General features: G+C 74.3%; 14 protein-coding genes. 12 read left to right on the forward strand and 2 right to left on the reverse strand.

Annotated features, from left to right (window positions below; all coding sequences use genetic code 11):
• Positions 1 to 25: 25 nt before the first annotated feature.
• Complete coding sequence (locus BOQ63_RS22540) at positions 26 to 1,045, reverse strand: helix-turn-helix domain-containing protein (RefSeq protein WP_223886017.1); 1,020 nt, start codon at positions 1,043 to 1,045, stop codon at positions 26 to 28.
• Between the two features lie 164 nt (positions 1,046 to 1,209).
• Between BOQ63_RS22540 and BOQ63_RS22545 the strand changes: the two genes are divergently transcribed.
• The 12 genes from BOQ63_RS22545 (at position 1,210) to BOQ63_RS22600 (ending at position 23,182) form a co-directional block, all read left to right on the forward strand.
• Entirely contained in the window at positions 1,210 to 1,512 is a 303-nt protein-coding gene (locus BOQ63_RS22545; RefSeq protein WP_030289523.1) for a hypothetical protein, read from the forward strand.
• Between the two features lie 255 nt (positions 1,513 to 1,767).
• Complete coding sequence (locus BOQ63_RS22550; RefSeq protein WP_157846580.1) at positions 1,768 to 1,929, forward strand: hypothetical protein; 162 nt, start codon at positions 1,768 to 1,770, stop codon at positions 1,927 to 1,929.
• A 34-nt stretch (positions 1,930 to 1,963) separates the two neighbouring features.
• Positions 1,964 to 2,968: a 2,3-diaminopropionate biosynthesis protein SbnA gene (sbnA, locus tag BOQ63_RS22555; RefSeq protein WP_030289525.1), complete on the forward strand. Its 1,005-nt coding sequence runs from the start codon at positions 1,964 to 1,966 to the stop codon at positions 2,966 to 2,968.
• 32 nt (positions 2,969 to 3,000) lie between these two features.
• Positions 3,001 to 10,800 (forward strand): amino acid adenylation domain-containing protein, encoded by a 7,800-nt coding sequence (locus BOQ63_RS22560; protein ID WP_499504505.1) that lies wholly within the window; start codon positions 3,001 to 3,003, stop codon positions 10,798 to 10,800.
• 71 nt (positions 10,801 to 10,871) lie between these two features.
• Positions 10,872 to 17,948 carry a non-ribosomal peptide synthetase gene (locus tag BOQ63_RS22565; protein ID WP_223886018.1) on the forward strand — a complete coding sequence of 2,359 codons (7,077 nt, stop codon included), beginning with the start codon at positions 10,872 to 10,874 and terminating at the stop codon, positions 17,946 to 17,948.
• Between the two features lie 91 nt (positions 17,949 to 18,039).
• Positions 18,040 to 18,246 carry an MbtH family protein gene (locus BOQ63_RS22570; RefSeq protein WP_030289532.1) on the forward strand — a complete coding sequence of 69 codons (207 nt, stop codon included), beginning with the start codon at positions 18,040 to 18,042 and terminating at the stop codon, positions 18,244 to 18,246.
• 34 nt (positions 18,247 to 18,280) lie between these two features.
• On the forward strand, positions 18,281 to 18,529 hold the full coding sequence (locus tag BOQ63_RS22575) for an acyl carrier protein (RefSeq protein ID WP_030289534.1): 249 nt from the start codon (positions 18,281 to 18,283) through the stop codon (positions 18,527 to 18,529).
• The gene (locus BOQ63_RS22580; RefSeq protein WP_030289536.1) at positions 18,526 to 19,758 is read left to right on the forward strand and encodes a beta-ketoacyl-[acyl-carrier-protein] synthase family protein; all 1,233 of its coding nucleotides are present in this window, start codon (positions 18,526 to 18,528) and stop codon (positions 19,756 to 19,758) included. The genes BOQ63_RS22575 and BOQ63_RS22580 overlap by 4 nt, the downstream gene beginning before the upstream one ends.
• A 227-nt stretch (positions 19,759 to 19,985) precedes the next feature.
• On the forward strand, positions 19,986 to 21,014 hold the full coding sequence (locus BOQ63_RS22585) for a beta-ketoacyl synthase N-terminal-like domain-containing protein (protein ID WP_030556679.1): 1,029 nt from the start codon (positions 19,986 to 19,988) through the stop codon (positions 21,012 to 21,014).
• A complete protein-coding gene (gene fabG / locus BOQ63_RS22590) occupies positions 21,011 to 21,751 on the forward strand; it encodes a 3-oxoacyl-ACP reductase FabG (RefSeq protein WP_030289545.1) in 741 nt (246 codons plus the stop codon). The genes BOQ63_RS22585 and fabG overlap by 4 nt, the downstream gene beginning before the upstream one ends.
• 40 nt (positions 21,752 to 21,791) lie before the next feature.
• The gene (locus BOQ63_RS22595) at positions 21,792 to 22,901 is read left to right on the forward strand and encodes a class I SAM-dependent methyltransferase (protein WP_072654863.1); all 1,110 of its coding nucleotides are present in this window, start codon (positions 21,792 to 21,794) and stop codon (positions 22,899 to 22,901) included.
• Between the two features lie 77 nt (positions 22,902 to 22,978).
• Positions 22,979 to 23,182 (forward strand): acyl-CoA carboxylase epsilon subunit, encoded by a 204-nt coding sequence (locus tag BOQ63_RS22600; RefSeq protein WP_030289549.1) that lies wholly within the window; start codon positions 22,979 to 22,981, stop codon positions 23,180 to 23,182.
• A 280-nt stretch (positions 23,183 to 23,462) separates the two neighbouring features.
• On the opposite strand, the gene BOQ63_RS22605 is transcribed toward BOQ63_RS22600, so the two are convergent.
• Positions 23,463 to 25,541 (reverse strand): serine hydrolase domain-containing protein, encoded by a 2,079-nt coding sequence (locus tag BOQ63_RS22605; protein ID WP_051835524.1) that lies wholly within the window; start codon positions 25,539 to 25,541, stop codon positions 23,463 to 23,465.
• Between the last annotated feature and the right edge of the window lie 17 nt (positions 25,542 to 25,558).

Raw genomic sequence — 25,558 nt, forward strand, 5'->3', positions numbered from 1 at the left:
CGGCCGTTCGCGTGGGCGCGTGGGCTCAGGAGCCGGACCGGCCCTGGCCCTCGCGCGCCGACGCGCCGCCCTGCAGCAGACCGCGCTCGCCGGCTATCACCCCGGCCTGGAAGCGGCTCCGGCCGCCGAGCCAGGCCATCAGCTCCGCGGTGATCCGGCGCGAGGTGCGCACCGAGACGCCGAGCCTGCGGGCCACCACCTCGTCGGTGTGGCCCTGGGCGAGCAGGCTGAGCACCGCCATCGTCTGCGGGTTGAGGCCCTCGGCCCCCCTGGCCGGGGTCTTCCCGTACGGGGCGGCGTTCTCCCAGACGTACTCGAACAGCGCGCAGAGCGCGGAGACCAGTCCGGGACCGGACAGCACCAGAGCCCCCACGCTGGTGTCGTCCGGATCGGTCGGGACGACCGCCACCTCGCGGTCGAAGATCACCAGGCGCATCGGGAGCGAGGGCGCGACCCGCACCCGGGCGCCCCTCTCCGTGAGCCAGTCCAGGTGGGCGATGGTGCCGCCGTCGTTGGCCGCGCTCTCCAGGTAGATGCTGCGCATCTGCACGCCGCGGTCGAAGACCGCCTGGTCGGCGGCCTGGCTCGCCTTCCGGGCGGCCTGGGACTGCCCGCCGCCGGTCGCGAAGCCCATGATCTCGCTGGTGCAGGAGTGCGCGAGCTCCTCCAGCCGCAGCCGGATCTGGTCGACACCCTCCAACTGTTCGACGCCCAGGCCCCGTTCGCCCTTGCGGTTCTCGGCGTACTGGGCGACGAGCTTGGCGGCCTCCAGCCGGCTCTGCGCGATCTGGCGCTGCCGCTCGGCGAGTTCGGCCTCCTGTCGGCCGATCAGCATCGCCAGGCTGACCTCCGGGTTGACCAGGAGGAGATGCCCGGGCTCCAGCTCGGAGTGCCTGATCAGGGTGAGCCGGGCCAGTCCGTCCAGGGCGTCCCGGACGCGTTGTTCCGGCCAGTTGAGATCCTGCGCGACCCCCGCGATTCCGAGCTCCGGACGGGCCAGCACCGTCCGGTACACGGCCTCGGCGTCGGGATCCAGTCCTAACACTGACAGCACCGCCTGCCCCCCCGATATTTCGAACCTGATGAAAACGCCACGTCATTGCCGGATCTCGGGGGCATGCTACGACACCTGACCCGGAGCCACCCGAGGTTTCAGGACAGGCCCTTTCCTGCGGGCTTCGAGCGGGTCCACCCACGAGAGGATTTGACATGTATATCACTGTCGGACGTCTGGTTCGGGGTATGGTCGGACCGGAACAGGTCACGCCCGACAAACTCGTCGAACTGCTCCGAAAGGCCGCCCGTCCGGGCGAGGGACTTGAGCACGTGTATGTCGAGATCGACCCGCTCGGCGCCGATCTCGTCTTCTTTCTGGGGCCACCCAAATCCGGAGACCTGGATTCCGCCGCACGCCGAATCACCAGCCGGTGCCTACGGGACGCGCCTGAACTGCGCGGATGGCGGCTGGCAGCCCAATTCAGCGACGACCGGCTGCCGTTGCTGGAGGAGTGACGCCGGAGACGGAGGCTGTGCAGGGTGCTGCCATAGCAGGACCCTGACAGCGGCGAACCATGGCACGGAACGTGTGTGCGAGACAGACTTGGTCACGCCGAAGGGGGCCGGAGCCCCCTTCCCGCAGGATTAGAGAGCCGGGCTCGCCTAGCCATTCAGCGCAGGATTCGAACCCGGCGGAGCGCTCATCCGTTTCCGTTGTTTCGCCGCCGCTTATTACGCGGCCCGCGACGTCTTTGCCACCGGGGGTTCACCATGAGCAGCATCACCGTTTTCGCCGGCCGCGCCGCCGCCCTCCTCGGCCTGCTGGCCGCCGGCATCACCCTCACCGCGCCGGCTGCCGGCGCCACCACCACCGCCGCCCCGACCGGCGCCCACACCGCCACCGTGCACGGCGACGACATCATCTGGGACTGACGTCCCGTCACTCGACGCGAAGGGGGACGGGCCGATGCCCATCATCAGAACACCGCAGGAGTTCAACGAGGACGATCTCTTCGTCGACCTGCGCGCGATGTTCGACTACCCGCTGTACCTCAAGTGCGAGGGCTTCAACTTCGCCGGATCCGTCAAGCTCAAAGCCGCCCTCAGCATGGTCGACGCCGCCGAGCGCGACGGCCGGCTGAACCGCGACTCCGTCCTGGTGGAGTCCTCCTCGGGCAACCTCGGGATGGCGTTGAGCATGATCGCCTCCGTCCGGGGCTACCAGTTCATCTGCGTCGTCGACCCACGTACGAACTTGTCCACCCGCCAGCTCATCGAAACCCTCGGCGGCCATGTCCACATGATCACCGAGCCCTCGCCGGAAACCGGGTTCCTGGGCGCCCGGCTGGACTACGTCCGCGAGCTGTGCGCCTCCTCGCCGCGGTACGTGTGGCTCAACCAGCACGCCAACCCGGACAACTGGCGGGCCCACTACCGCACCACCGGGCCGTCGATCCTCCGCCAGTTCCCCGAGCTGGACGTGCTGTTCGTCGGCGCCGGGACCACCGGGACGCTGATGGGCTGCGCCCGCTACTTCAAGGAGCACCGGCCTGCCACCCGGGTCGTCGCGGTGGACAGCGTCGGCTCCGTCACCTTCGGCGGCGAGCCCGGCCCGCGGATGATCCCCGGCCTGGGCGCCGGCGTCCGGCCGGCGCTGCTGGACGAGGACTTCGTCGACGACGTGGTCCACGTGCCCGAGGTCGACACCGTCCGCACCTGCCACCGGCTCGCCCGCGGCGGCTTCCTGTTCGGCGGCTCCACCGGCACGGTGGTCAGCGGCGCCGCGGCCTGGCTCGAGAAGCACCGCGAAGGCAAGGACGTCGTGGCCGTCGCCGTCTCGCCCGACCTGGGCGACCGCTACCTCGACACCATCTACCAGAGCGCCTGGGTGCGCGACATCTACGGAGCCGACGCACTGGATGCGGTCGAGCGCCTGACGCCGCCCAACGCCATTGTCACGGGGGTAAGATGACGATGCGTCATGACGCGCGTCCGATCGAAACAGTGCGTCCCGAAGAACTGCCGCTGTCCGCCGCCCAGCGCGAGATGTGGTTCGCCCAGCAGCTCGACCCGGGCAACCCGGTGTTCACCATGGCGGACTGCCTGGAACTGACCGGCCCGCTGGACCACGAGCGGCTGCGGGCCGCCTGGCAGCGCGTGCAGAACCGCACCGAGGCGCTGCGGGTGCGCTTCGTCGAGCGGGACGGTCAGCCGGTGCAACTCGTCGAGCCGCCCCACGAGCGCCCGCTGCCGGTGCTCGACCTGACCGGCGAGCCGGACCCGCTCGCCGCCGCCGAGGCGTTCCTGGACGCCGACCGGCAGCTCCCGTCCACGCTCGGTCCCGACGCCTTCGCCGCCACCCTGCTGCTGATCGGCCCCGAACTGGCCTGGCTGCACGTGAAGGCCAACCACATCCTGGTGGACGGCTTCAGCCGCTCCCTGGTCTACGCGCGGCTCGCCGCCGAGTACGACCTGCCCGACGCCGAGCCGGCCGCCGACCCGACCCTCGCCGAGCTGCTCGCCGAGGAGGACGACTACCTCGCCTCCCCCGCCCACCAGCGCGACCGCGCCTACTGGGCCGAGCAGTTGGCCGACGGCATCGAGCCCACCGTGCTCTCCGGCCACCTCGGCGCGCCCGCCCGCAGCACCCTGCGCAGCACCGGCCTGATCCCGCCCGACACCGTCACCAGGCTCCAGGACGCCGCCTGGGCCGAGCGGGTCACCTGGCAGACCCTGCTGATCGGCGCCACCGCCGGCTGCCTGGCCCAGCTGGCCGGCACCGACCGGGTCGTGCTGACCCTGCCCGTCGCCGCCCGGACCACCCCGCTGGCGCAGTCCGTCCCCGGCATGCGCGCCAACTTCCTGCCGCTGCCGGTCGCCGCCCACCCCGCGCTCGGTCGCGACGGCCTGCTCACCCAGGTCGCGGCCACCCTGCGCGGCACGCTGCGCCACCAGCGCCACCGGCACGACGCGATCCGCCGCGACCTCGGTCTGACCGGCGACGCCGGCCGCAGCTTCGGCCCGACCGTCAACGTGCTGCAGACCGGCGGCGAGTTCGCCCTCGGCGACTGCCGCGCCCGGGTCCGCAACCTGTCCACCGGCCCCGTCCCGGACCTGCAGATCCTGTTCCTGGACAGCGGCGAGGAAGGCTGCGAGCTGCGGATCGACGGCGACGCCGACCGCTACCCGCAGGAGCGCCTGGACCTCTTCCGCGACGCCCTGCTCGGCTACCTCGCCGAGTTCGCCACCGTCCCCACCGAGCTGCCGGTCGGCCGGATCGCCGCCCTGCCGCCGGCCGAGCGCGAGCACGTCCTCGCCGGGGGGAACGGCTACGGGCAGCAGCCCGAGGTGTTCACCGACGTCCTGCCCCGGATCCGCGAACTCGCCCTGGCCCGGCCCGGTGCGACCGCCGTCCAGGACGACGCCGGCCGGCTCGACTACGCCGAGCTGGTCGCCCGGGCCAGCGCCCTGTCCCGCCGACTGGTCGCCGCGGGCGCCGGGCCGGACCGGCTGGTGGCCGTCGCCGCCGCCCCCGGCACCGGCTTCGTGACCGCCGTCCTCGGCGTGCTCGGCGCGGGCGCGGCCTGGCTGCCGCTGGACGTCCGGGCCCCGGCCGCCCGCGGCGCGGCACTGGTCGAGGCCGCGGGCGCCGCCGTCCTGCTGCACGGCGAGGACCAGCAGCCGTACGTCGACACCCTGCTCGGCGCACTGTCCGAGGGCCACCCCGCCGTCCTGGTCCTCGACGACGCCCGGGACGAGGAACTGCTGCCGGCCGCCGGGGGCCCCGCCGAGCTGGCGTACGTCATCTACACCTCGGGCTCCACCGGCCGGCCCAAGGGCGCCATGGTGCACCGCGACGGCATGGTCAACCACCTGCTCGCCAAGCACGCCGACCTGGAGCTGTCCGAGGCCGACACCGTGGTGCACAACGCCCCGGTGACCTTCGACATCTCGGTCTGGCAGATGCTGAGCCCGCTGGTCGCGGGCGGGCGGCTGCGGGTGGTCTCCCGCGAGCTCGCGGCCGACCCCGGCGCGCTGTTCGCGCTCGCCGACACCGAGGGCGTCACCGTGCTGGAGGTCGTCCCCTCGCTGCTGCGCGCCGCCCTGGACTCCTGGGAGGCCGGCGCGCCGGTGCCCCCGCTGTCCGCGCTGCGCAAGCTGGTGGTCACCGGCGAGGCGATGCCCGCCGACCTGGCCCGCCGCTGGTTCGCACTGCGGCCCGGCATCCCGCTGGTCAACGCCTTCGGGCCGACCGAGTGCTCGGACGACGTCACCCACGCCCTGATCGGCTCCCCGGCGGAGCTGGACTCGGTGCGCGCCCCGATCGGCCGCCCGGTCCGCGACACCCGGCTGTACGTCCTCGGGGACTCGCTGCAGCCCGTACCGGCCGGGCAGCCCGGCGAGCTGTACGTCGGCGGGCGCGGCGTCGGCCGCGGCTACCTGAACGACCCGCGGCGCACCGCCGGAGCGTTCGTCGCCGACCCGTACTCGGACGAGCCCGGCGCCCGGATGTACCGCACCGGCGACCGGGTGGTGCACCGGACGGACGGGCAGCTGGAGTTCCTCGAGCGGGTCGACCACCAGGTCAAGATCCGCGGCCACCGGATCGAGCCCGGCGAGGTCGAGGCCGCGCTGCGCGCCGTCCCCGGCGTGGCCGACGCGGTGGTCACCGTCGCCCGGGACCCTTCCGGCGGCGCCCGGCTGGTCGCCCACCTCGCCGGCGGCGCCGACCCGGCCGCCGTCCGCGCCGAACTGGCCCGGACGCTGCCCGACTACATGGTCCCGGCCGTGCTGGTACCGATGGCGGCGCTGCCGCTGACCCCCAACGGCAAGGTGGACCGCAAGGCCCTGCCGGTGCCGGACTTCGGCGCGCTGCGCCGCGAGCGGCGGGCCCCGGCCACCGAGCGCGAGGCGCTGCTGTGCGCGCTGTTCGCCGAGGTGCTGGAACTCGACGAGGTCGGCGCCGACGAGGACTTCTTCGCGCTCGGCGGGCACTCGCTGCTGGCCGGCCGGGTGGTCACCGCGCTGCGCGCCCGGCTCGGCGTCGAGCTGCCGATCCGCACCCTGTTCGAGGCGCCCACCCCGTTCGCCCTGGCGCTCGCCCTGGACGGCGCCGAACCGGCCCGGGAGGAGCTGGTGGCCGGCCCGCGGCCGGAGCGGATCCCGCTCTCCCCCGGGCAGCAACGACTGTGGTTCCTCTCCCAGTTGGACGCTGCCGGCGCCACCTACCACCTCTCCCACGCGGTCCGGCTGACCGGCGCCCTGGAACGGGCGGCGCTCGCCGAGGCGCTGGCCGACGTGGTCGCCCGGCACGAGAGCCTGCGCACCGTCTTCCCCGCCGAGGACGGACGCCCGCACCAGCGGGTGCTGCCGGTCGGCGAGGCCGGCCCGGAGCTGCCGGTCGTCCCGTTCACCGGCCGCACGGCCGAGGAGCTGGACGCCGAACTGGCCGCCCGGGCTGGCACGCCCTTCGACCTGGCCGCCGAACCGCCGCTGCGCGCGGTGCTGTTCGAGACCGGCGTCGAGGAGCACGTGCTGCTGCTGGTGCAGCACCACATCGCGGCCGACGGCTGGTCGGTGCGCCCGCTGGTCGACGACCTCCAGGCCGCCTACCGCGCCCGGCTGGCCGGCGGCGCCCCGGAGTGGGCCGAGCTGCCCGTCCAGTACGCCGACTACACCCTCTGGCACCGTCGACTGCTCGGCGATCAGGACGACCCGGGTTCGCTGATGTCCCGCCAGCTCGACTACTGGGCCGGACAGTTGTCGGACCTCCCGGAGGAGCTGTCGCTGCCCGTCGACTTCCCGCGCCCGGCGGTGCCCAGCTACCGGGGCGCCACCGTGCCGCTGCGGCTGGACGCGCAGGCGCACCGCGCCCTGGCCGAGCTGGCCCGGGAGTCCGGCGCCAGCCCGTTCATGGTGGTGCAGGCGGCACTCGCCGTGCTGCTCGGCAAGCTCGGCGCCGGTACGGACATCCCGGTCGGCACCCCGGTGGCCGGGCGCACCGCCGAGGCCCTGGACAGCCTGGTCGGCTTCTTCGTCAACACCCTGGTGCTGCGCACCGACCTCTCCGGCGACCCGACCTTCCGCACCCTGGTCGGCCGGGCCCGGGAGACCGTCCTGGCCGCCCTGGCCCACCAGGACGTGCCCTTCGAGAAGCTGGTCGACCGGCTCGGCGCCGGCCGCTCGCTGGCCCGCCAGCCGCTCTTCCAGGTGATGCTGGCCTTCCAGAACAACGCCGGGGCCCGCCCCGAGCTGCCCGGCCTGACCGCCGAGGTCAGCCCGGTCGGCACCGGGACGGCCAAGTTCGACCTGGCCTTCGAACTCGTCGAGCAGTACGACGGGTCGGGCGAGCCGGACGGCCTCACCGGCACCCTGGAGTACAGCACCGACCTGTTCACCGAGCGGACCGCCCGCGGCCTCGCGGACCGGCTGGCCCACCTGATCGGCCTGCTCACCGGCGAGCCCGACCGGCCGCTCAGCGGACTGGACGCCCTGCTGCCCGAGGAGCGCGAGCTGCTGCTCGGCTCCTGGAGCGGGGCCTCGATCCCGACCACCGTCGGTGCCGTCCACCTGCCCGCGCTGTTCCAGGCGCAGGCGCACCGCGCGCCCGAGCGGCCCGCGCTGCGCTGGTTCGAGGACGGCGCGGTGCGCGCCGAGGTCGGCTACGGCGAGCTGAACGAGCGCGCCAACCGGCTCGCCCACCACCTGATCGCCCTGGGCGCGGGCCCCGGACGGATCGTCGCCCTGGCGCTGCCGCGCACGGTCGACGCGGTCGTCGCGGTGCTCGCGGTCCTCAAGACGGGCGCGGCCTACCTGCCCGTCGACCCGGCGTACCCGCGAGAGCGGATCGCCTACCTGCTCGAGGACTCCGCCCCGCTGGCGGTGCTCAGCCACGGCTCGGTGGCCGGACGGCTGCCCGAGCAGCAGGCCGCACCCGTGCTGCTGCTGGACGACCCGGCGACCGCCGCCGCGATCGCCGGAGCCCCCGCGCACGACCCGGAGGACGCCGAGCGGGTCGCCCCGCTGGGCCCGGACCACCCGGCGTACGTGATCTACACCTCCGGCTCCACCGGCCGCCCCAAGGGCGTGCTGGTGCCGCACCGGGCGGTGGCCGCGCTGGCCGCCGAGCACGACCGCTTCGGCGTCGGCGAGGGCACCCGGCTGCTGCAGTTCGCCTCGTTCAGCTTCGACGCCGCCGCCTGGGAGCTGCTCACCGCGCTGCTCACCGGCGCCGTCCTGGTGCTGGCCGCGGAGGCCGACCGGGCGCCCGGCGAGCCGCTCGCCGAGCTGGTCGCGAAGGCCGGCATCGAGGTGGTCTGCCTGCCGCCGACGGTGCTCGCCGCCTGGCCGGTCGGGCTGCCGATGCCCGACGGCCTGACCCTCATCACGGCCGGCGAGGCCTGCCCGCCCGAGCTGGTGGAGCGCTGGTCCGCGGGCCGGCGGATGCTCAACGCGTACGGCCCGACCGAGACCACGGTCTGCGCCACCGTCAGCGAGCCGCTGGCCGGAGCGGTCAAGCCGCCGATCGGCCGCCCGCTGGCCGGCGCCCGGGTGTACGTGCTGGACGAGGCCCTGCGGCCCACCCCGCCCGGCGTGATCGGCGAACTGTACGTGGCCGGCGCCGGGGTGGCCCTCGGCTACCTGCACCGGCCCGAACTCACCGCCCAGCGCTTCACCGCCGACCCGTACGGCGGCCGGGATGACCGGATGTACCGCACCGGCGACCTGGTGCGCTGGACGGCCGACGGCCAGCTGGACTACGTGGGCCGGGTCGACGAGCAGGTCAAGCTGCGCGGCTTCCGGATCGAGCTCGGCGAGATCGAGACCGCGCTGCTCGCCCGGCCGGGCGTGGAGCAGGCCGCCGCGGTGGTCCGCGAGGACCGCCCCGGCGACAAGCGGCTCGTCGCCTACGTGACCCCGGCCGACCTGCCGGTCGGCGAGCTGCGGGCGGCGCTCGCGGCGGAGCTGCCCGACTACCTGGTGCCCTCCGCGTTCGTCCCGCTGGAGATCCTGCCGCTGACCGGCAACGGCAAGCTGGACCGCCGGGCGCTGCCCGCGCCCGACTACGCCGCCGCCTCCACCGGCCGCGCCCCGGCCGACGCCCGGGAGGCCGCGTTCTGCGCGGTCTTCGCCGAGGTGCTCGGACTGCCCGAGGTCGGCGCCGACGACGGGTTCTTCGACCTGGGCGGCGACAGCATCGTCTCCATCCAGCTGGTCAGCCGGGCCCGCGCGGCCGGGCTGGTGGTCACCGCGCAGGACGTCTTCACCCACCGGACCCCGGCGGCGCTGGCCGTGGTGGCCCGCGACGGCGAGGACGAGGGGGCCGTCGCCACGGTCGGCACCGATGACGGCGTCGGCCCGCTGGGGCAGCTGCCGATCGGGCACTGGCTGCGCGAACTCGGCGGACCGGTGAACGGCTTCCACCAGGCCGTCCTGGTCCGCACCCCGGCCGACGCCACCCGGGAGTCGCTCACCGCGGCCCTGCAGGCGCTGCTGGACCACCACGACGGGCTGCGGATGCGGCTGCTGCCGGACTGGTCGCTGCTGATCACCGAGCCCGGCACGGTGGACGCCGGCGCGCTGCTGCGGATCCTCGAGGGCCCGGCCGCCGACTGGCCCGCCGAGGCGGTCGCCGCCCGGCAGCGGCTGGCACCCGGCCAGGGCCTGATGGTCCAGGCGCTCTGGCACCCGGGCGCGCCCGGCGAGAGCGGCGAGCTGCTGCTCACCCTGCACCACCTGGTGGTGGACGGGGTGTCCTGGCGGGTGCTGCTGCCCGACCTGGCCCGGGCGCACGCGTCCGTCCTGGCGGGCGAGCCGGTGCGGCTGCAGCCGGTCGGCACCTCGCTGCGGCACTGGTCCGGGCTACTGGAGCGGACCGCGGGCACGCCCGAGCTGCGCGCCCAACTCGACTGGTGGCGCACCGAGTCGGCCGGCGAGGAGGCCCCGCTGGGCCACCGGCCCGCCGACCCGGCGGTGGACACCTTCGCCACCGCCCGTACGCTGCACCGCACCCTGGACGCCGACACCACGGCGGCGCTGCTCACCGAGGTCACCGGGGCGTTCCACGCCGAGGTGAACGACGTGCTGCTGACCGCCCTGGCACTCGCCGTCGCGGACTGGCGGCGACGCACCGGACGGCCACAGGGCCCGGTGCCGGTCGAGCTGGAGGGCCACGGGCGCGAGGAGTTCGCCCCCGGCGTGGACCTGTCCCGCACGGTCGGCTGGTTCACCACCGCCTACCCGCTGCGGCTGCACCCCGGCCCGGTGGACCTGGCCGAGGCGCTGTCCGGCGGCCCGGCCGCCGGACACAGCCTCAAGCTGGTCAAGGAACACCTACGGATGGTGCCCGGACACGGGCTCGGCTGGGGCCAACTGCGCTATCTGGACCGCGCCGAGGCGCTGTCGGGGGCGGCCCGGCCGCAGCTCGGCTTCAACTACCTGGGCCGGATGCCCGCGCCCACCGGCGAGGACTGGTCGCTGACCGAGCAGTCCGCCGCCCTGGCCGCCGGGGCCGACCCGGAGATGCCGCTGCCGCACGTCCTGGACGTCAACGCGGTGACCGAGGACGGCCCGGACGGCCCGCGGCTCAGCGCCCGCTGGACCTGGGCCGGCCAGGCCCTGCCGCAGGCCGACGCCGAGGACCTGGCCGAGAGCTGGTTCCAGGCCCTGCGCGCCCTGGTGCGGCACACCCGGGAGCCCGGTGCCGGCGGCTGGACGCCGTCCGACCTCGACCTGGTGGCACTCAGCCAGGACGAGATCGACGAATTCGAGGACGAGATGGACGACTGGGGGGACGAGCTGTGACCACGGCCTCGGCCGAGCCCCGCGCCGGGCGACGACCCGGGCGGAGCTCCAATCTGAGCGACATCCTGCCGGTGGCACCGCTGCAGGAAGGGCTGATGTTCCACGCGCAGTACCACCGCGAGGAACTCGACGTCTACACCGTGCAGTTGGTGATGGACCTGGCCGGCGAGCTGGACCCGGCGCGGCTGCGTGCCGCGGTCACCGCCCTGCTGGAGCGCCACCCCAACCTGCGGGCGGCCTTCCGCTACCGCAAGAACGGGGACCCGGTGCAGGTCGTGCCGCGCGAGGTCGCGCTCGACTGGCGGGAGATCGACCTCCGGGGCGACGAGGACGCCGAGCAGCAGAGCGAGGGGATCGCCGAGCGCGACCGGCTGCGCCCCTTCGACCTGGCGCGCCCGCCGCTGCTGCGCTTCAGCCTGCTGCGGCTCGGCGATCTGGAGCACCGCCTGGTGCTGACCGCCCACCAGATCCTGTTCGACGGCTGGTCGATGCCGATCGTGGTGCGCGAGCTGTTCGCCTGCTACGCCGATCGCGGCCTCTCCCTGCCGCGCCCCGCCCCGTACAAGTCCTACCTGGCCCACCTGGCCCGGCAGGACAGAGCGGCGGCCGAGGCGGCCTGGACGGCCGCGCTCGACGGCTTCACCGAGCCCACCCGGCTGTCCGGCGCGACCGCCGGCACCGGGTCCACCCGGCGCGGCATGCCCGGCGAGCACGCCGTCGAGCTGAACGAGCGGGAGTTCGCCGCGCTCACCGGCTGGGCCCGCAGCCGCGGCCTGACCGTCAACACCGTGGTGCAGGGCGCCTGGGCCACCGTGCTGGGCACCCTCACCGGGCTGCGCGACATCGTCTTCGGCGGCACCGTCTCCGGCCGCCCCCCGGAGCTGCCCGGGGTCGAGGGCATGGTCGGGCTGTTCATCAACACCCTGCCGGTGCGCGTCGACCTGGACCCGGCGCAGAGCTTCACCGAGCTGCTGTCCGCCCTCCAGGACCGCCAGTCCGCCCTGCTGCCGCACCAGCACCTGGGCCTCAACGCCATCCAGCGCCTGGCCGGGGTCGGTGACCTCTTCGACAGCGTGCTGGTCTTCGAGAACTACCCGCTCGACCCGAAGGCGCTGGCCGGCGAGGTCGCCGGGCTGCGGCTGACCGGCCTGCGGGCCGGCGACGCCAACCACTACCCGCTCAGTCTGATGGCCCTTCCCGGCGAGCGGCTGCGGCTCCAGGTCGGCTACGACACCTCCCGGTTCACCCCGGCCGAGGCCGCCGTCGTCGCCGAGCGACTGCTGCACGTGCTGCGCACCGCCCAGGCCGAGCCGGACCGCCCGCTCGGGCAGCTGGACCTGCTGCTGCCCGGCGAGCGCGCCCGGCTGGCCGTCACCGCCCCGGAGCCGGCCGGGGCCGACCCGTGGACGGACGTGGTGGCGCGGGTCCAGGAGTTCGCCCGCACCACCCCGGCCGCCGTCGCCGTCTCCGACGGCACCGAGCAGCTGACCTACCGCGAGCTGGCCGGCCGGGCCGGCGCCCTGTCCCGGGCGCTGCTCGACGCGGGCGCCGCGACCGGACCGGTCGGCGTGCTGGCCCAGCCCGGCTGCGGCTTCGTCACCGCCGTCCTGGGCGTGCTCGGCGCGGGCGCGGCCTGGCTGCCGCTGGACGTCGCCGCGCCGGTCAGGCGCGGCGCCGTGCTGGCCGCCGAGGCGCACGTGAGCGCGCTGGTGGTCGGCCCCGACGAGCACGCCATGGCCGCCGAACTGCTGGCCGGGGCCGGGCTGGACGTCCCGGTGCTGGAGCCGGGCCCGGCCGTCGCCGAGGAGCCGCCGGCCCCGCGCGGCGCCGGCGACGACCTGGCGTACGTCATCTTCACCTCGGGCTCCACCGGACGCCCCAAGGGCGCCATGGTGCACCGGGCGGGCATGGTCAACCACCTGTTCGCCAAGATCGACGACCTGGAGCTGGACGGGCACACCGTGCTGGTCCACAACGCCCCGGTCACCTTCGACATCTCGGTCTGGCAGATGCTCGCCGCGCTGGTCGTCGGCGGGCGCCTGCGGGTCACCGGCCGGGAACTCGCCGCCGACCCGCAGGCGCTGTTCGGGCTGGTCGCCCCCGAGGGCGTCACCGTGCTGGAGGTCGTCCCCTCGCTGCTGCGCGCCGCCCTGGACAGCTGGGACGACGGCGCCCAGCCGCCCGTCCTGGACGGCCTGCGCAAGCTGGTGGTCACCGGCGAGGCGCTGCCCGCCGACCTGGCGCACCGCTGGTTCGCCCGCTACCCGGCGATCCCGCTGGTCAACGCGTACGGGCCGACCGAGTGCTCGGACGACGTGACGCACGCCGTGATCGGCTCCCCCGCGGAGCTGGACTCGGTGCGCGCCCCGATCGGCCGGGCGGTGCGCGGCACCGGCCTGTACCTCCTGGACCACGCGCTGCGCCCGGTGCCGGACGGCGTCCCCGGCGAGCTGTACGTCGGCGGGCGCGGCGTCGGCCGCGGCTACCTGGACCAGCCCGGCCGCACCGCATCGGTGTTCGTCGCCGACCCGTTCAGCCCGCTGCCGGGCGCGCGGATGTACCGCACCGGCGACCGGGTGATCCGCCGGACGGACGGGCAGCTGGAGTTCCTGGAGCGGGTCGACCACCAGGTCAAGATCCGCGGCCACCGGATCGAGCCCGGCGAGGTCGAGGCCGCGCTGCGCTCGATCGAGCGGATCGGCGACGCCGTGGTGGTGGTCCGCCGCGGCGGGGCCGGCGACGCCCGGCTGGTCGGCTACGTCACCGGCGACCTCGACCCGGCCTGGGGTCGGGCGGCGGCCGCCGCGATCCTGCCCGAGTACATGGTGCCCTCCGCCCTGGTGGTGCTGGACGCCCTGCCGCTGACCCCCAACGGCAAGGTGGACCGCAAGGCGCTGCCCGAGGTCGACCTCTCCTCGGCCACCGGCCGCGGCCCGCGCACCCCGCAGGAGGAGGTGCTGTGCGCCGCCTTCGCCGAGGTCCTGGACCTGCCGAAGGTCGGCATCGACGAGGACTTCTTCCAGCTCGGCGGCCACTCGCTGCTCGCCACCCGGCTGGTCAGCCGGGTACGCACGCTGCTCGGTGCCGAACTGCCGATCCGCACCCTGTTCGACGCGCCCACGGTGGCCGCGCTGGCCGGGCGGCTCACCCAGGACGCCGACCGCCCCGCGCTGACCGCCGGGGAGCGACCGGAGCTGCTGCCGCTGTCCTACGCCCAGCAGCGGCTCTGGTTCCTGGACCGGCTGGAGGGCCCCTCCGCCACCTACAACCTGCCGTGGACGCTGCGGCTGCGCGGCCCGCTGGACCGCGCGGCGCTGACCGCCGCGCTGACCGACGTGGTCGAGCGGCACGAGAGCCTGCGCACCGTCTTCCCGGACCGCGACGGGCTGCCGTACCAGCGGGTCCTGTCCGTCCGGCAGGCCGCCGTCGAGCTGCCGGTCCGTGAGCTGGACGAGACCGAACTCTCCGCGGTCGCCGAGGAGTTCGCCACCCGAACCTTCGACCTGGCGAATCGCCCGCCGATCCGGGCCACGCTGCTCGCGGCCGGGCCCGAGGACCACCTGCTGGTCGTGGTGATCCACCACATCGCCGGTGACGGCTGGTCCAACGGCCCGCTCGCCCGCGACCTCTCCACCGCCTACGCGGCCCGGCTGGCCGGCCGCGCGCCCGCCTGGACGCCGCTGCCGGTGCAGTACGCCGACTACGCGCTCTGGCAGCGTGAACTGCTCGGCGAGGAGGGCGACCAGGAGTCCCTCATCGCGCGCCAGACCGCCTACTGGAAGGAGCAGCTGGCCGGGCTGCCGGAGGAGCTGCAGCTGCCGGTGGAGACCGCCCGGCGGGCCACCGCCGGCTACCGCGGCGCCAGCGTCCGCTTCGCCGTCCCGGCCGAACTGCACCACCGGGCGGCCGCGCTGGCCCGGCAGAGCGGGGCGAGCCTGTTCATGGTGCTCCAGGCCGCGCTGGCCACCCTGTACGGCAAGCTCGGCGCGGGCGAGGACATCCCGCTCGGCACCCCGATCGCCGGCCGCACCGACGACGCGCTGGACGACCTGGTCGGCATGTTCGTCAACACCCTGGTGCTGCGCACCGACCTGTCCGGCGCGCCGACCTTCCGCGAACTGCTGGAGCGGGTCAAGGCCACCGACCTGGCCGCCTACGCCCACCAGGACCTGCCCTTCGAGAAGCTGGTCGACGCGCTCGGCCCCGAGCGCGCCCCGGCCCGCAACCCGCTGTTCCAGACCCTGCTGGCCCTGCACAACAACGCCGCCGCCCGGCTGGAGCTGCCCGGCATCACCGCCGAGGCGGGCGCGGCCGAACTCGGCGTGGCCCGGCTCGACCTCTGCTTCGAACTCGCCGAGGTCTCCGGACCGGACGGCCCCGGCGGGCTGGAGGGGCGGCTGGAGTACAGCACCGACCTGTTCAGCGCGGCCGGCGCCCGGCGCCTGGCCGACCGCCTGGTGCACCTGCTGGGCGTCCTGGTCGACCAGCCGGACCGGTCGATCGGCGCAGCCCCGGTGCTGCTGCCCGGCGAGCAGGAGGAGCTGCTGGCCCTCGGGACCGGCGCCGCCGCCCGGGGCGACGGGCAGCCGCTCGCCACCCTGCTGGAGGCCACCGCGGACGCCCACCCGGACGCGATCGCGCTCGAACACGCCGACCAGCGGCTCGGCTTCGCCGAGCTGCACCGCCGGGCCAACCGGCTCGCCCGCACCCTGGTCGCCCAGGGCGCCGCGCCGGACCGGCTCGTGGCGATCGCGCTGCCGCGCTCGGTCGACCTGGTGGTGGCCGCGCTCGCGGCGGTCAAGACCGGGGCCGCCTACCTGCCGATCGACCCGTCCTACCCGGCCGACCGGATCGCCGGGATGGCCAAGGACGCCCGGCCGGTGCTGACCGTGACCCTGACCGGGGTGGCCGCGGCCGTCCCCGGCCTGGACAACGGCCGGCTCCTGCTGCTGGACGACCCGGCCACCCGCGCGCTGGTCGACGGCCAGGACGCGGACCACCTGCGCCCCGCCGAACTCGCCGGGCCGGTACGGCCCGAGCACGCCGGGTACGTCATCTACACCTCGGGCTCCACCGGCCGCCCCAAGGGCGTCGTGGTGCCGCGCGGGGCCCTGGTCAACCACCTGTACGACCTCACCGAGCGGGTCGGCCTGGCCCCCGGGCGCACCCTGCTGGCCGTCACCACCTTCGGCTTCGACATCGCCAACCTGGAGCTGTTCGGCCCACTGCTCAGCGGCGCCCGGCTGGTCCTCGCCCCGCACGACACGGTCCGCGACCCGGAGCTGCTGGCCGAGCTGACCCTCGCCACCGGGGCGGACGTCATGCAGGCCACCCCGACGCTGTGGCACGCGCTGGTCACCGCCCGGCCCGACGCGCTGGCCGGGGTGCACGTGATGACCGGCGGCGAGGCCCTCAGCCCGGCCCTGGCGGCGGCGCTGACCGGCGCCGCGGCGAAGGTCAGCAACCTGTACGGCCCGACCGAGACCACCATCTACTCGGTCGGCGTCGACCTGGCGCCCGACCACACCGGCACCCCGCCGATCGGCCGCCCGCTGGCCGGCAACCGGGCCCTGCTGCTGGACCCCGCGCTGCGCCCGGTACCGCCGGGCGTGGTCGGCGAGCTCTACCTGGCCGGTGCCGGCCTCGCCCGGGGCTACCTGGACCGGCCCGGCCTGACCGCCGAGCGCTTCACCGCCGACCCGTACGGGCCGCCCGGCTCGCGGATGTACCGCACCGGGGACCTCGCCCGCTGGCGGCCGGACGGCTCGATCGACTACCTCGGCCGGATCGACCACCAGGTGAAGATCCGCGGCTTCCGGATCGAACTCGGCGAGATCGAGGCGGTGCTGACGGATCATCCGCTGGTTGAGCGGGCCTCCGTGACCGACCGGGAGGACTCCCAGGGCGAACGCCGGCTGATCGCCTACCTGGTGCCCGCCGGCCCCGAGCGGCCCGAACCCGCCGCGCTGCGCGCCCACTTGGCGGCCGTACTGCCGGAGTACATGCTCCCGGCCGCGTACGTCCCGCTGGAGGCGCTGCCGCTCACCCCGAACGGCAAGGTGGACCGCAAGGCGCTGCCCGCACCCGGGGCCGGGGACCGGGCGGTGGCCCGCTCGGACGGCCGCGCACCCAGCGGACCGGTGGAGCTCGCGCTCGGCCGGGTGTTCGCCGAGGTGCTCGGACTGGACCGGGTCGGCGCCGAGGACGGCTTCTTCGATCTGGGCGGCGACAGCCTGAAGTCCATCCAGCTGGTCAGCCGGGCCCGCGCGGCCGGGCTGGAGCTCACCCCGGCCGACGTCTTCGCGCACCGCACGGTGGCCGGGCTGGCCCTGGTGGCCGGCGCCGTCGAGGGCACCGGTGCGCCGGAGGACCCGTTCGCGCCCGTCCTGGCGATCCGGCCGACCGGCACCGCCCGTCCGGTGTTCTGCGTGCACGGCGCGGTCGGACTCGGCTGGCCCTTCCTGACCCTCGCCGCGGAAATTGACGCGGACATTCCCGTGTACGCTTTCCAGACCGGTGGGGTGCGCTCCCCGGAAAAGGCCCCGGAGTCCGTCCGGGAAATCGCCGGAAAATATCTCGGCGAAATGCTGGAAATCCAACCGCAGGGGCCCTATCGTATTCTCGGCTGGTCGTTCGGGGGGCTTGTCGCCCACGAGATCGCGGTCCAGCTGCAGGCCCGCGGCGAACAGGTCGAACTGCTCGCCGACCTGGACGGCTACCCCGGCAGCGGCTCGCCCGCCGAGGACGTGCCGGACGACCGGGCCGTCCTGGCCGAACTGCTCCAGCGGGCCGGCCTCCCCGGCGAGGGCCCGGTCGACCCGGGCACCGCCCGCGAGCGCCTCGCCGAGGCCGGCAACGCGCTCGCGGAGCTGGACGAGACCGAACTGACCAGGCTGCTCGGGGTGATCCGCACCCACAGCCTGCTGGGCGACGCCCACCGCCCCGGCCGCTACCAGGGCGACCTGCTCCTGTTCGCGGCCACCCGCGGCGTCGCCCCCGGCGACCCGGACGAGGAGTCCTGGCGGGAGCACGTGACCGGCCGGATCCTGCGGCACCCGGTCGACAGCGACCACGACTCGATGCTCGAACCGACCCCGGCCGCATTCATCGGAAAGACCCTGTCGGCCGCCCTGCGGAAGTCGGACTGAAAACAGACGGCAACCGCCCCGGACAATTCCGCCCCGGGGCCGCCGCGCCCGGACAGAAGACGTTCCCGGGAATTCCGAAAGGACCAGAATCATGAGCAACCCGTTCGACGACGAGCAGGGCACCTTCCTCGTACTCGCCAACCACGAGAACCAGCACAGCCTGTGGCCCGCCTTCGCCGAGGTCCCGGCCGGCTGGCGGACCGTCAAGGGCGCGAGCACCCGGCAGGAGGCGCTCGACCACATCGAGCGCACCTGGACCGACCTGCGCCCGCAGAGCCTGATCGACGCAACCGCCTGAGCACCACCCAACCGACACCCCTGAGGAGCACACCATGAGCGCTGTCGCCATCGACGAGGCCAAGGTCCGCGAGATCGTCGCCGACTGCCTGGACCTCGAAGTCGAGGAGCTGACCCTGACCGACCACTTCATCGACCACTACGGCGCCGACTCGCTGAACGCCATCGAGGTCCTCGCCCGCCTCGAGAAGGAGTTCCACGTCACCATCCCGCAGGAGGAGCTGGCCAACATGGTCAACCTGTCCGCCGTGCTGGAGGTCCTGTCCCGGGCGAACGCGCGATGAACGAACCCCAGCGCGTGGTGGTGACCGGCATCGGCGTCCTGTCGAGCATCGGCAACGGGGTCGAGGAGTTCACCTCGGCCCTGCGCGAGGGCCGCTGCGGCGCCGGTCCGATCACCAGCTTCGACACCACCGGCTTCCTCCGGACCTTCGGCCACGAGGTCGACGGCTTCCGGCCGGAGCAGTGGATCCACCGCCTCCCGGTCGAACAGCTCGGCCGCGCCACCCAGTTCGCCGTCGCGGCGGCCCGGATGGCCGTCCAGGACGCAGGCCTCGACGAGCAGGAGCTCGCCGGACTGCGCGCCCAGATCACCGTCGGCACCACCGACGGCGAGGCCGCCGAACTCGACAAGATGATGGCCGAGTCGGTGGCGAAGGGCCCGGAGCACCCGGCGGACCAGCTGGTGGCCGGCCGGCTGCCGTCCCACCAGCTGGCCCTGGCCATCGCCCGGGAGCTGCGGCTCCCCCGGGCGGTCCCGGCCGTCCTCGGCACCGCCTGCGCGGCCGGCAACTACGCGATCGGCGACGGCTTCGACGCCGTCCGCAGCGGCGAGGCGGACATCGCCGTCGTCGGCGGCGCGGACGCGATCTGCCGCCGCACCTTCGCCGGGTTCAGCCGGCTCGGCCTGGTCTCCTCGGACTTCTGCCGTCCGTTCGACGCCGACCGGGAGGGGCTGCTCACGGCCGAGGGCGCGGGGGTCCTCGTCCTGGAGACGCTCGAATCCGCCCGGCACCGCGGCGCCCGGATCTACGCCGAACTGCTCGGCTACGGGCTCAACTGCGACGCCCACCACCCGACCGCACCCGACCAGGCCAGCGTCGCCCGCTGCATGGAGCTCGCGCTCGCCGACGCCGGGGTCAAGGCGAACGAGGTGGACCTGGTCTCCGCCCACGGAACCGGCACCCCCACCAACGACATCACCGAGACCCGTGCGATCCGCGAGGTCTTCGGCGACAACCCGCCGCGCACCGTCGCCCTCAAGGCGATGCTCGGCCACTCCATGGGCGCGGCGAGCGCGCTCGGCGCGGCCGCCTCGGCGCTCGCGCTGGCCCACGGGTTCGTCCCGCCCACGGTCAACCACCGCACCACCGACCCCCAGTGCCAGATCGACTGCGTGCCCAACCACTCCGTCCCCGCGGACCTCCGGGTGGTGGTCAACAACGGCCTGGCCTTCGGCGGCAACAACGCCTCCGTCGTCCTGGGGCGCCACGACGAGGAACTTGTTCGATGAGCGAGCGCAGCGAGCGAACCATCAAGAGGAGCGCGTGGGCGAATGCCCCCGCCGAGCACAGCGAGGTGGGCGCATGAGCGAGCGCAGCGAGCGAACCATCAAGAGGAGCGCGTGGGCGAATGCCCCCGCCGAGCACAGCGAGGTGGGCGCATGAGCGAGCGCAGCGAGCGAACCATCAAGAGGAGCGCGTGGGCGAATGCCCCCGCCGAGCACAGCGAGGTGGGCGCATGAGCCCCAGCACCATCCACCGGGATGCGCCGCTGATCACCGCGTGGTCCGCCGTCTCCCCGTTCGGCCTCGGCCGCGAAGCGTTCGCGGCCGGGGTCGGCCGGGGGGAACCGGCCCACGAGGTGCCCGACTTCGACACCCGCAAGGTGCTCGGCAAGGCCGGCACCCGCACCTTCGACCGGGCCACCGGCCTGGCCGTCACCGCCGTCCGCGAACTGCTCGACGAGGCCGAGGCCGCACAGAGCCCGATCGCCACCGGCGGCGGCACCGCCCTCGTCCTCGGCACCACCCTCGGCAGCGCCCACAGCTCCGCCGGGTTCAGCCGGGCCTCCTTCGAGGGCGACAAGCCCTACGACGTGCCGGCCCAGCTGATGCCGAACGTGCTGATGAACGGACCGGCCGCGGCCACCGCCATCCGCTTCGACCTCAAGGGCCCCAACACCACCCTGGCCGGCGGCGCCGCGGGCGGCCTGCTCGCCCTCGGCTACGCCCGCCGCCTGCTGGCCGCCGACCGCGCCGAACGCGCCGTGGTCGGCGCGGTGGAGGAGCAGTCGACCACCCGCGAGTGGCTGGCCGGCCTCGCCGAGCAGCCGCTCGGCGAGGGCAGCGTCGTCCTGCTGATGGAGACCGCCAGGACACTGCCGCCCGGCCGCCGGGTGCTGGCCGAACTGCTCGCCCTGGACGTCCGGCTGGACATCGACGACGACCCCGCACGGGCCCTCGCCGACGTCGTCCGCGAGGCCCTCGACCAGGCCGGCGCGACCCCCGACGAGGTCTGGGCCGCGGCCGTCACCGGGCAGCCGGCCCGCGACCAGCTCGCCGCACTGGTGGGCGCCGAGGCCGTCGACCGGGTCCCCGCACTGTTCGGTGACACCGGCTCCGCCGGCACTGTCTTCTCCCTCACCACCGTGCTGTCCCTGGCCGAGCACGACCCCACGGCCACCGGCCGCGTCGCCGTGATCGCCTCGCTGGACCACCAGGGCCTGGCCGCCTGCGCCGTCCTGCGCCTCACCGGCGGTGACCGATGAGCACCTCCGGCACCGCCCTGATCAGCGGCGGCTCCCGCGGCATCGGCAAGGCCGCCGCCCTGCGGCTGGCCGCCGAGGGCCACCCGATCAGCTTCTGCTACCAGTCCGACCAGCAGGCCGCCGACCTCCTCACCAAGGAGCTCGACGCCCTCGGCGTGGGCGTCCTGGCCGAACGGGTGGACGTCACCGACGCCGCCGCCGTCCGCGCCTGGGTCACCCGCACCGAACAGGAGCTCGGCCCGATCACCGTCGCCGTCGCCAGCGCCGGCATCACCCGCGACAAGCCGCTCCTCCTGATGGCCGACGAGGACTGGCAGGCCGTCACCGACACCAACCTCACCGGAACCGCCAACCTCTGCCGCGCGGTGGCCTTCCCGATGGTCAAGCGCCGCGGCGGCTCCATCATCACGCTCTCCTCGGTCTCCGGCCTCTACGGGAACCCCGGCCAGAGCAACTACGCGGCCTCCAAGGCCGGCATCATCGCGCTCACCCGCGCGCTGGCCAAGGAGGTCGGCCGCTACGGCGTCCGGGTCAACGCGGTGGCCCCCGGCATGATCGAGACCGACATGACCTCGGTGCTCACCGACGCCCAGCGCGGCGAGGCCCTCAAGAACATCCCGCTCGGCCGCTTCGGCACGGCGGACGAGGTGGCCGAATCGGTCGCCTTCCTGGCGGGCCCGCAGTCCGCCTACTTCACCGGCTCGGTCCTGCAGATCGACGGCGGAATCGTCCTGTGACCACCAGACGCACCGTCAACCTCTACTAGGAGCAACGACCATGACCATTCCCGCCGTGCGCACCTTCGACAACCACACCCCGCTGGTCGACACCGAGCTGCTCCCCGGCCGCGGCACCGGCGTCAACGCCGCCCACCGGATGTACGAGCACCTCATCGGCATCTGGGCCACCGGCGTCATCGAGGCCGCCCACGACCTCGGCGCCTTCACCGCGCTGATCAGCGGCCCGGCCACGGCCAGCGAGCTGTCCAGCAAGCTCGGCACCGACCTGCGCGCCACCCGCGTCCTGCTCGACGGCCTGGCCGCCTACGACGTGGTCGAGCGCAGCCGCGCGGCGGACGGCCAGGCCGTCTACACCCTGCCACCGGAGATGCACGACATCTTCGCCCCCGAGGGCCTGTACAGCCTGGTCGGCAAGATCCGGCACGACCGCAACGTCGCCTGGAGCGCCTGGCGCAACCTCGCCACCAACGTCCGCACCGGCGCCCGCAACTCCGACGGCTCCCAGCAGCTCAACCAGATCTCCGAGGAGGACTACACCTCCCTCGTCCGCGGCATCAACTTCTGGGCCCCGCCGATCGCCGCCACCCTCGCCACCGCCCTGCGCGAGCAGGGCTGGACCGACGGCACCGGCCGCACCCTGCTCGACGTCGGCTGCGGCACCGGCATCTACAGCCAGCTCCTCCTCCAGGAGTTCAGCGGCCTCAACGCCCGCGCCCTGGACGCCGAACGGATCATCCCGATCGCCAACGCCCAGGCCCACCGCCTCGGCGTGGCCGACCGCTTCAACCCCGAGATCGTCGACTTCTGGGCCGACGACTGGGGCACCGGCGTCGACGTCGCCCTCTTCGTCAACATCTTCCACCTGCAGACCCCGGAGTCCGCCCGCGAGCTCCTGCTCCGGTCCGCCAAGGCCCTCACCGAGGACGGCGTGATAGCCATCGCCGACCACATCGTCGACGAGGACAGCACCGACGGCAACACCCAGAACCGCTTCTTCCGCCTCTTCGCCGCCTCCATGCTCGCCACCGGCGGCGGCGACGCCTTCACCGTCCACGACTACGACCAGTGGCTCGCCGACGCCGGCCTGCGCCGCGTCTCCCTGCTCGACACCCCCATGCACCGCCTCCTGCTGGTCAAGCGCGCCTGACCCACCCCTCACCACCCCTCGACGGCCCCGACGCCCCGCGTCGGGGCCGTCGGGGTTCCCACACCCGGAGGCCCGGAATGACCGACCGAACCCCCCTCTTCCGCACCGACCGCACCGACCTCACCCCCGAGGAGATCGCCACCCTCACCGTCCTCCTCCTCCAACGCCACAGAACCCAGGCCGCCACCACCGGACACCACCCCGCCCCCCGCAGAGTCCGCTGGCACGACGTCTCCCTCAGACCCCCGACGCCCACCACCTCCTGGCAGATCGTCGCCTGACCCCGTCCCGCTTCGGTGGCCCGCCGCGCACGCCGGGGCCATCCCCCTGGGCGCCCACCCCACCCCCTCCCCTCCGTGGGCGCGCGGGCCACGCCCCGCGCGCCCACGCCGCACCTCCCCCACCCGACCGAGGCGGGAGGGACCCGCCCCGGCGTCACCCACCCTCCCGAGCCCCCCCACCCCCGACAACAACCCCACCCCCCACCCGGAAAGAACCCACCCGGAAAAAGCCCGAAAGGCCCGGAGCCTCCCCGGCCCCGGGCCTCCCTCCCCCGCCCCCTCACCCGATCAGATCCAACGACCCCGCCATCTGCCCCGTCCCGATCAGGTCATATCCCCCCGCCAGCACCAGGAACACCAGCGCCGCCACCGTCACCCCCGTGTAGTGCAGCCGCCCGAACACCCCCCACCAGCCCCGCCGCCAGGCGACCACCGCACAGATCACCATCAGCAGGGTGAGCACCGCCGCCCCCAGGTACATCGCCGGTACCACCTTCAGCAGCGGAGAGTCCCCCAGGAACAGCGTCTGGTTCAGCGCGTTGGAGTCCGAGGTCAGCAGGGCGAACCCCGCCGTGGCCACCACGAGCACCGCCCCCGTCAGCCACCCCAGCAGCCGGGCCGCCGGCTGCCCGGCCCGCCCCTTGCCCCGCGCCGCCCGCACGACCGCCGCCAGCCCCCACCCGAGCACGGTCAGCACCAGCACCACCAGGCTCCCCAGGGCGATCCGCTGGTGCAGCTCCGGAGCCTGGTACCACGCCAGCGGCTCGTACGCGATGGTCGGGTCGCTGTCCGTCAGCATCGAGGTGACGTCTCCGTCCCCGTCCAGCTCGAAGGCGATCCGACCGCTGCCGCCCACCTGCTGGAAGAGTCCCGGCTGCACCTGCTCCCACTGGGTCTCCCCCACCGAGGGATCCCGGGTGACCGGCCCGCTCACGACGAGCCGCCCGTCACGGGCGGCGATGTGCACCGACCCCGTCAGCGCCGCCGCCTTGGTCAGGTTCGACTGGCTGACCCGAGTCGACCGGAAGTCCCCGGTGAACTTCGAAAGGTCCCCACCCACCACACCAGCAGCACCCGCACCAACCGCACCCGCCCGCGCACCCCCAGCGGACGCACCCCCCACCGGGTAGAAGCGATCGACGAAGTCGTTCAGCACCTGCTGGGTCATCCACCCCCCGGTGGCCCCCTCCCCGTCCCCGTTGACGGTCACGTACAGCCCGACCCCCTGTGCCGGCAGCAGCGCCAGGTTGCTGTGGAACCCGGGCACGTCCCCGTCCTTGACCAGGAGCTGCTGCCCGTTCCGGGTGCGCTGTTCGAGCAGGTACGCCATCCCGGGCATCCGCTGGTCCGGCCCGAAGTGCCGGGCGAGCAGCAGGGCGTCGCCCTCCCGGTCCAGGATCGACCGGCCGTCGAAGGTCCCGTCGTGCAGCTGGGCGAGCATCAGCCGCCCCATGTCGCCCGCCGTGGTGACGGCGGCCGCCCCGGTCGGGGTCAGCGGCCCGTACAGCCCCTTGGTCTCGGTCTGCCCGCCGCCCTCCGGCCGGTACCCGTGGGCGAGGTCGGCGTCGATGGGGGCGGGGTGCGGCTGGGTGAAGGTGGTGTGGTCCATGCCGAGCGGCTGCAGCACGTGCTGGGCGACGTACTGGTCGAACGGCTGGCCGGAGACCACCTCGACGAGGTAACCGGCGAGCGCGACACCGTAGTTGTCGTACGCGGCGGTCGTCCCGGGGGCCCGGACCCGGTCCGGCTGGTGGGCGGCCAGCGCGGGCCCGAGGCCGCCGCTGTTCCGGGGCTCGGCCTCGGCGAGTCCCATGAAGGTGTCGTCGAAGCCGCCGGTGTGGGTCAGCAGGTTCTCGACGGTGACCGGGCGCCCCGGGTAGCTGTCCCGGATCTTGAAGGCGGTCAGGTAGGTGTTGACGTCCGCGTGGAGGTCCAACTTGCCCGCCCGGACCTGCTGGAGGACGGCGACGGCGGTGAACACCTTGGCGTCGGAGCCCATGAAGAAGGCCGTCCGGGCCGGGTCGACGGGCTTGCGGTTCGGCACGTCGGAGACCCCGTACCCGCCGGCGAAGACCTGCTGCCCGCCGGCCACCACGCTCACCGCCGCGCCGGGGATCTTGTGCTCGGCGAGCAGTTTCGGCACGATCTCGTCGAACAGCCGCTTCACCGACCCGGGGTCGGGTGGTGCCGTCGAACCGCCCGCCGCCGAACTCCCGCTGCCCGCCGTCGTGGTGGCCGCGTGGGCACCGTCCGGCGTGAGCCCGTAGAGGAACAGGCCGATGGCCGCCAGCACCATCACGAGTCGGACCCAACCCCGCTCGGCCAGCGGCCGGTTCGCCTCTGCACGTCGCTCGCTCATGATGAACTCCCCTTCGG

Source organism: Streptomyces viridifaciens, from assembly GCF_001888885.2.
In the GTDB taxonomy this organism is placed as follows: domain Bacteria; phylum Actinomycetota; class Actinomycetes; order Streptomycetales; family Streptomycetaceae; genus Kitasatospora; species Kitasatospora aureofaciens.

What these genes read in the sequence shown, in the direction of transcription:
- BOQ63_RS22595 (WP_072654863.1), top strand. Translation starts at nt 21,792, where the DNA reads ATGACCATTCCCGCCGTGCGCACCTTCGACAACCACACCCCGCTGGTC.
- fabG (WP_030289545.1), top strand. Translation starts at nt 21,011, where the DNA reads ATGAGCACCTCCGGCACCGCCCTGATCAGCGGCGGCTCCCGCGGCATC.
- BOQ63_RS22605 (WP_051835524.1), bottom strand. Translation starts at nt 25,541, where the DNA reads ATGAGCGAGCGACGTGCAGAGGCGAACCGGCCGCTGGCCGAGCGGGGT.
- BOQ63_RS22580 (WP_030289536.1), top strand. Translation starts at nt 18,526, where the DNA reads ATGAACGAACCCCAGCGCGTGGTGGTGACCGGCATCGGCGTCCTGTCG.
- BOQ63_RS22545 (WP_030289523.1), top strand. Translation starts at nt 1,210, where the DNA reads ATGTATATCACTGTCGGACGTCTGGTTCGGGGTATGGTCGGACCGGAA.
- BOQ63_RS22570 (WP_030289532.1), top strand. Translation starts at nt 18,040, where the DNA reads ATGAGCAACCCGTTCGACGACGAGCAGGGCACCTTCCTCGTACTCGCC.
- sbnA (WP_030289525.1), top strand. Translation starts at nt 1,964, where the DNA reads ATGCCCATCATCAGAACACCGCAGGAGTTCAACGAGGACGATCTCTTC.
- BOQ63_RS22575 (WP_030289534.1), top strand. Translation starts at nt 18,281, where the DNA reads ATGAGCGCTGTCGCCATCGACGAGGCCAAGGTCCGCGAGATCGTCGCC.
- BOQ63_RS22550 (WP_157846580.1), top strand. Translation starts at nt 1,768, where the DNA reads ATGAGCAGCATCACCGTTTTCGCCGGCCGCGCCGCCGCCCTCCTCGGC.
- BOQ63_RS22600 (WP_030289549.1), top strand. Translation starts at nt 22,979, where the DNA reads ATGACCGACCGAACCCCCCTCTTCCGCACCGACCGCACCGACCTCACC.
- BOQ63_RS22585 (WP_030556679.1), top strand. Translation starts at nt 19,986, where the DNA reads ATGAGCCCCAGCACCATCCACCGGGATGCGCCGCTGATCACCGCGTGG.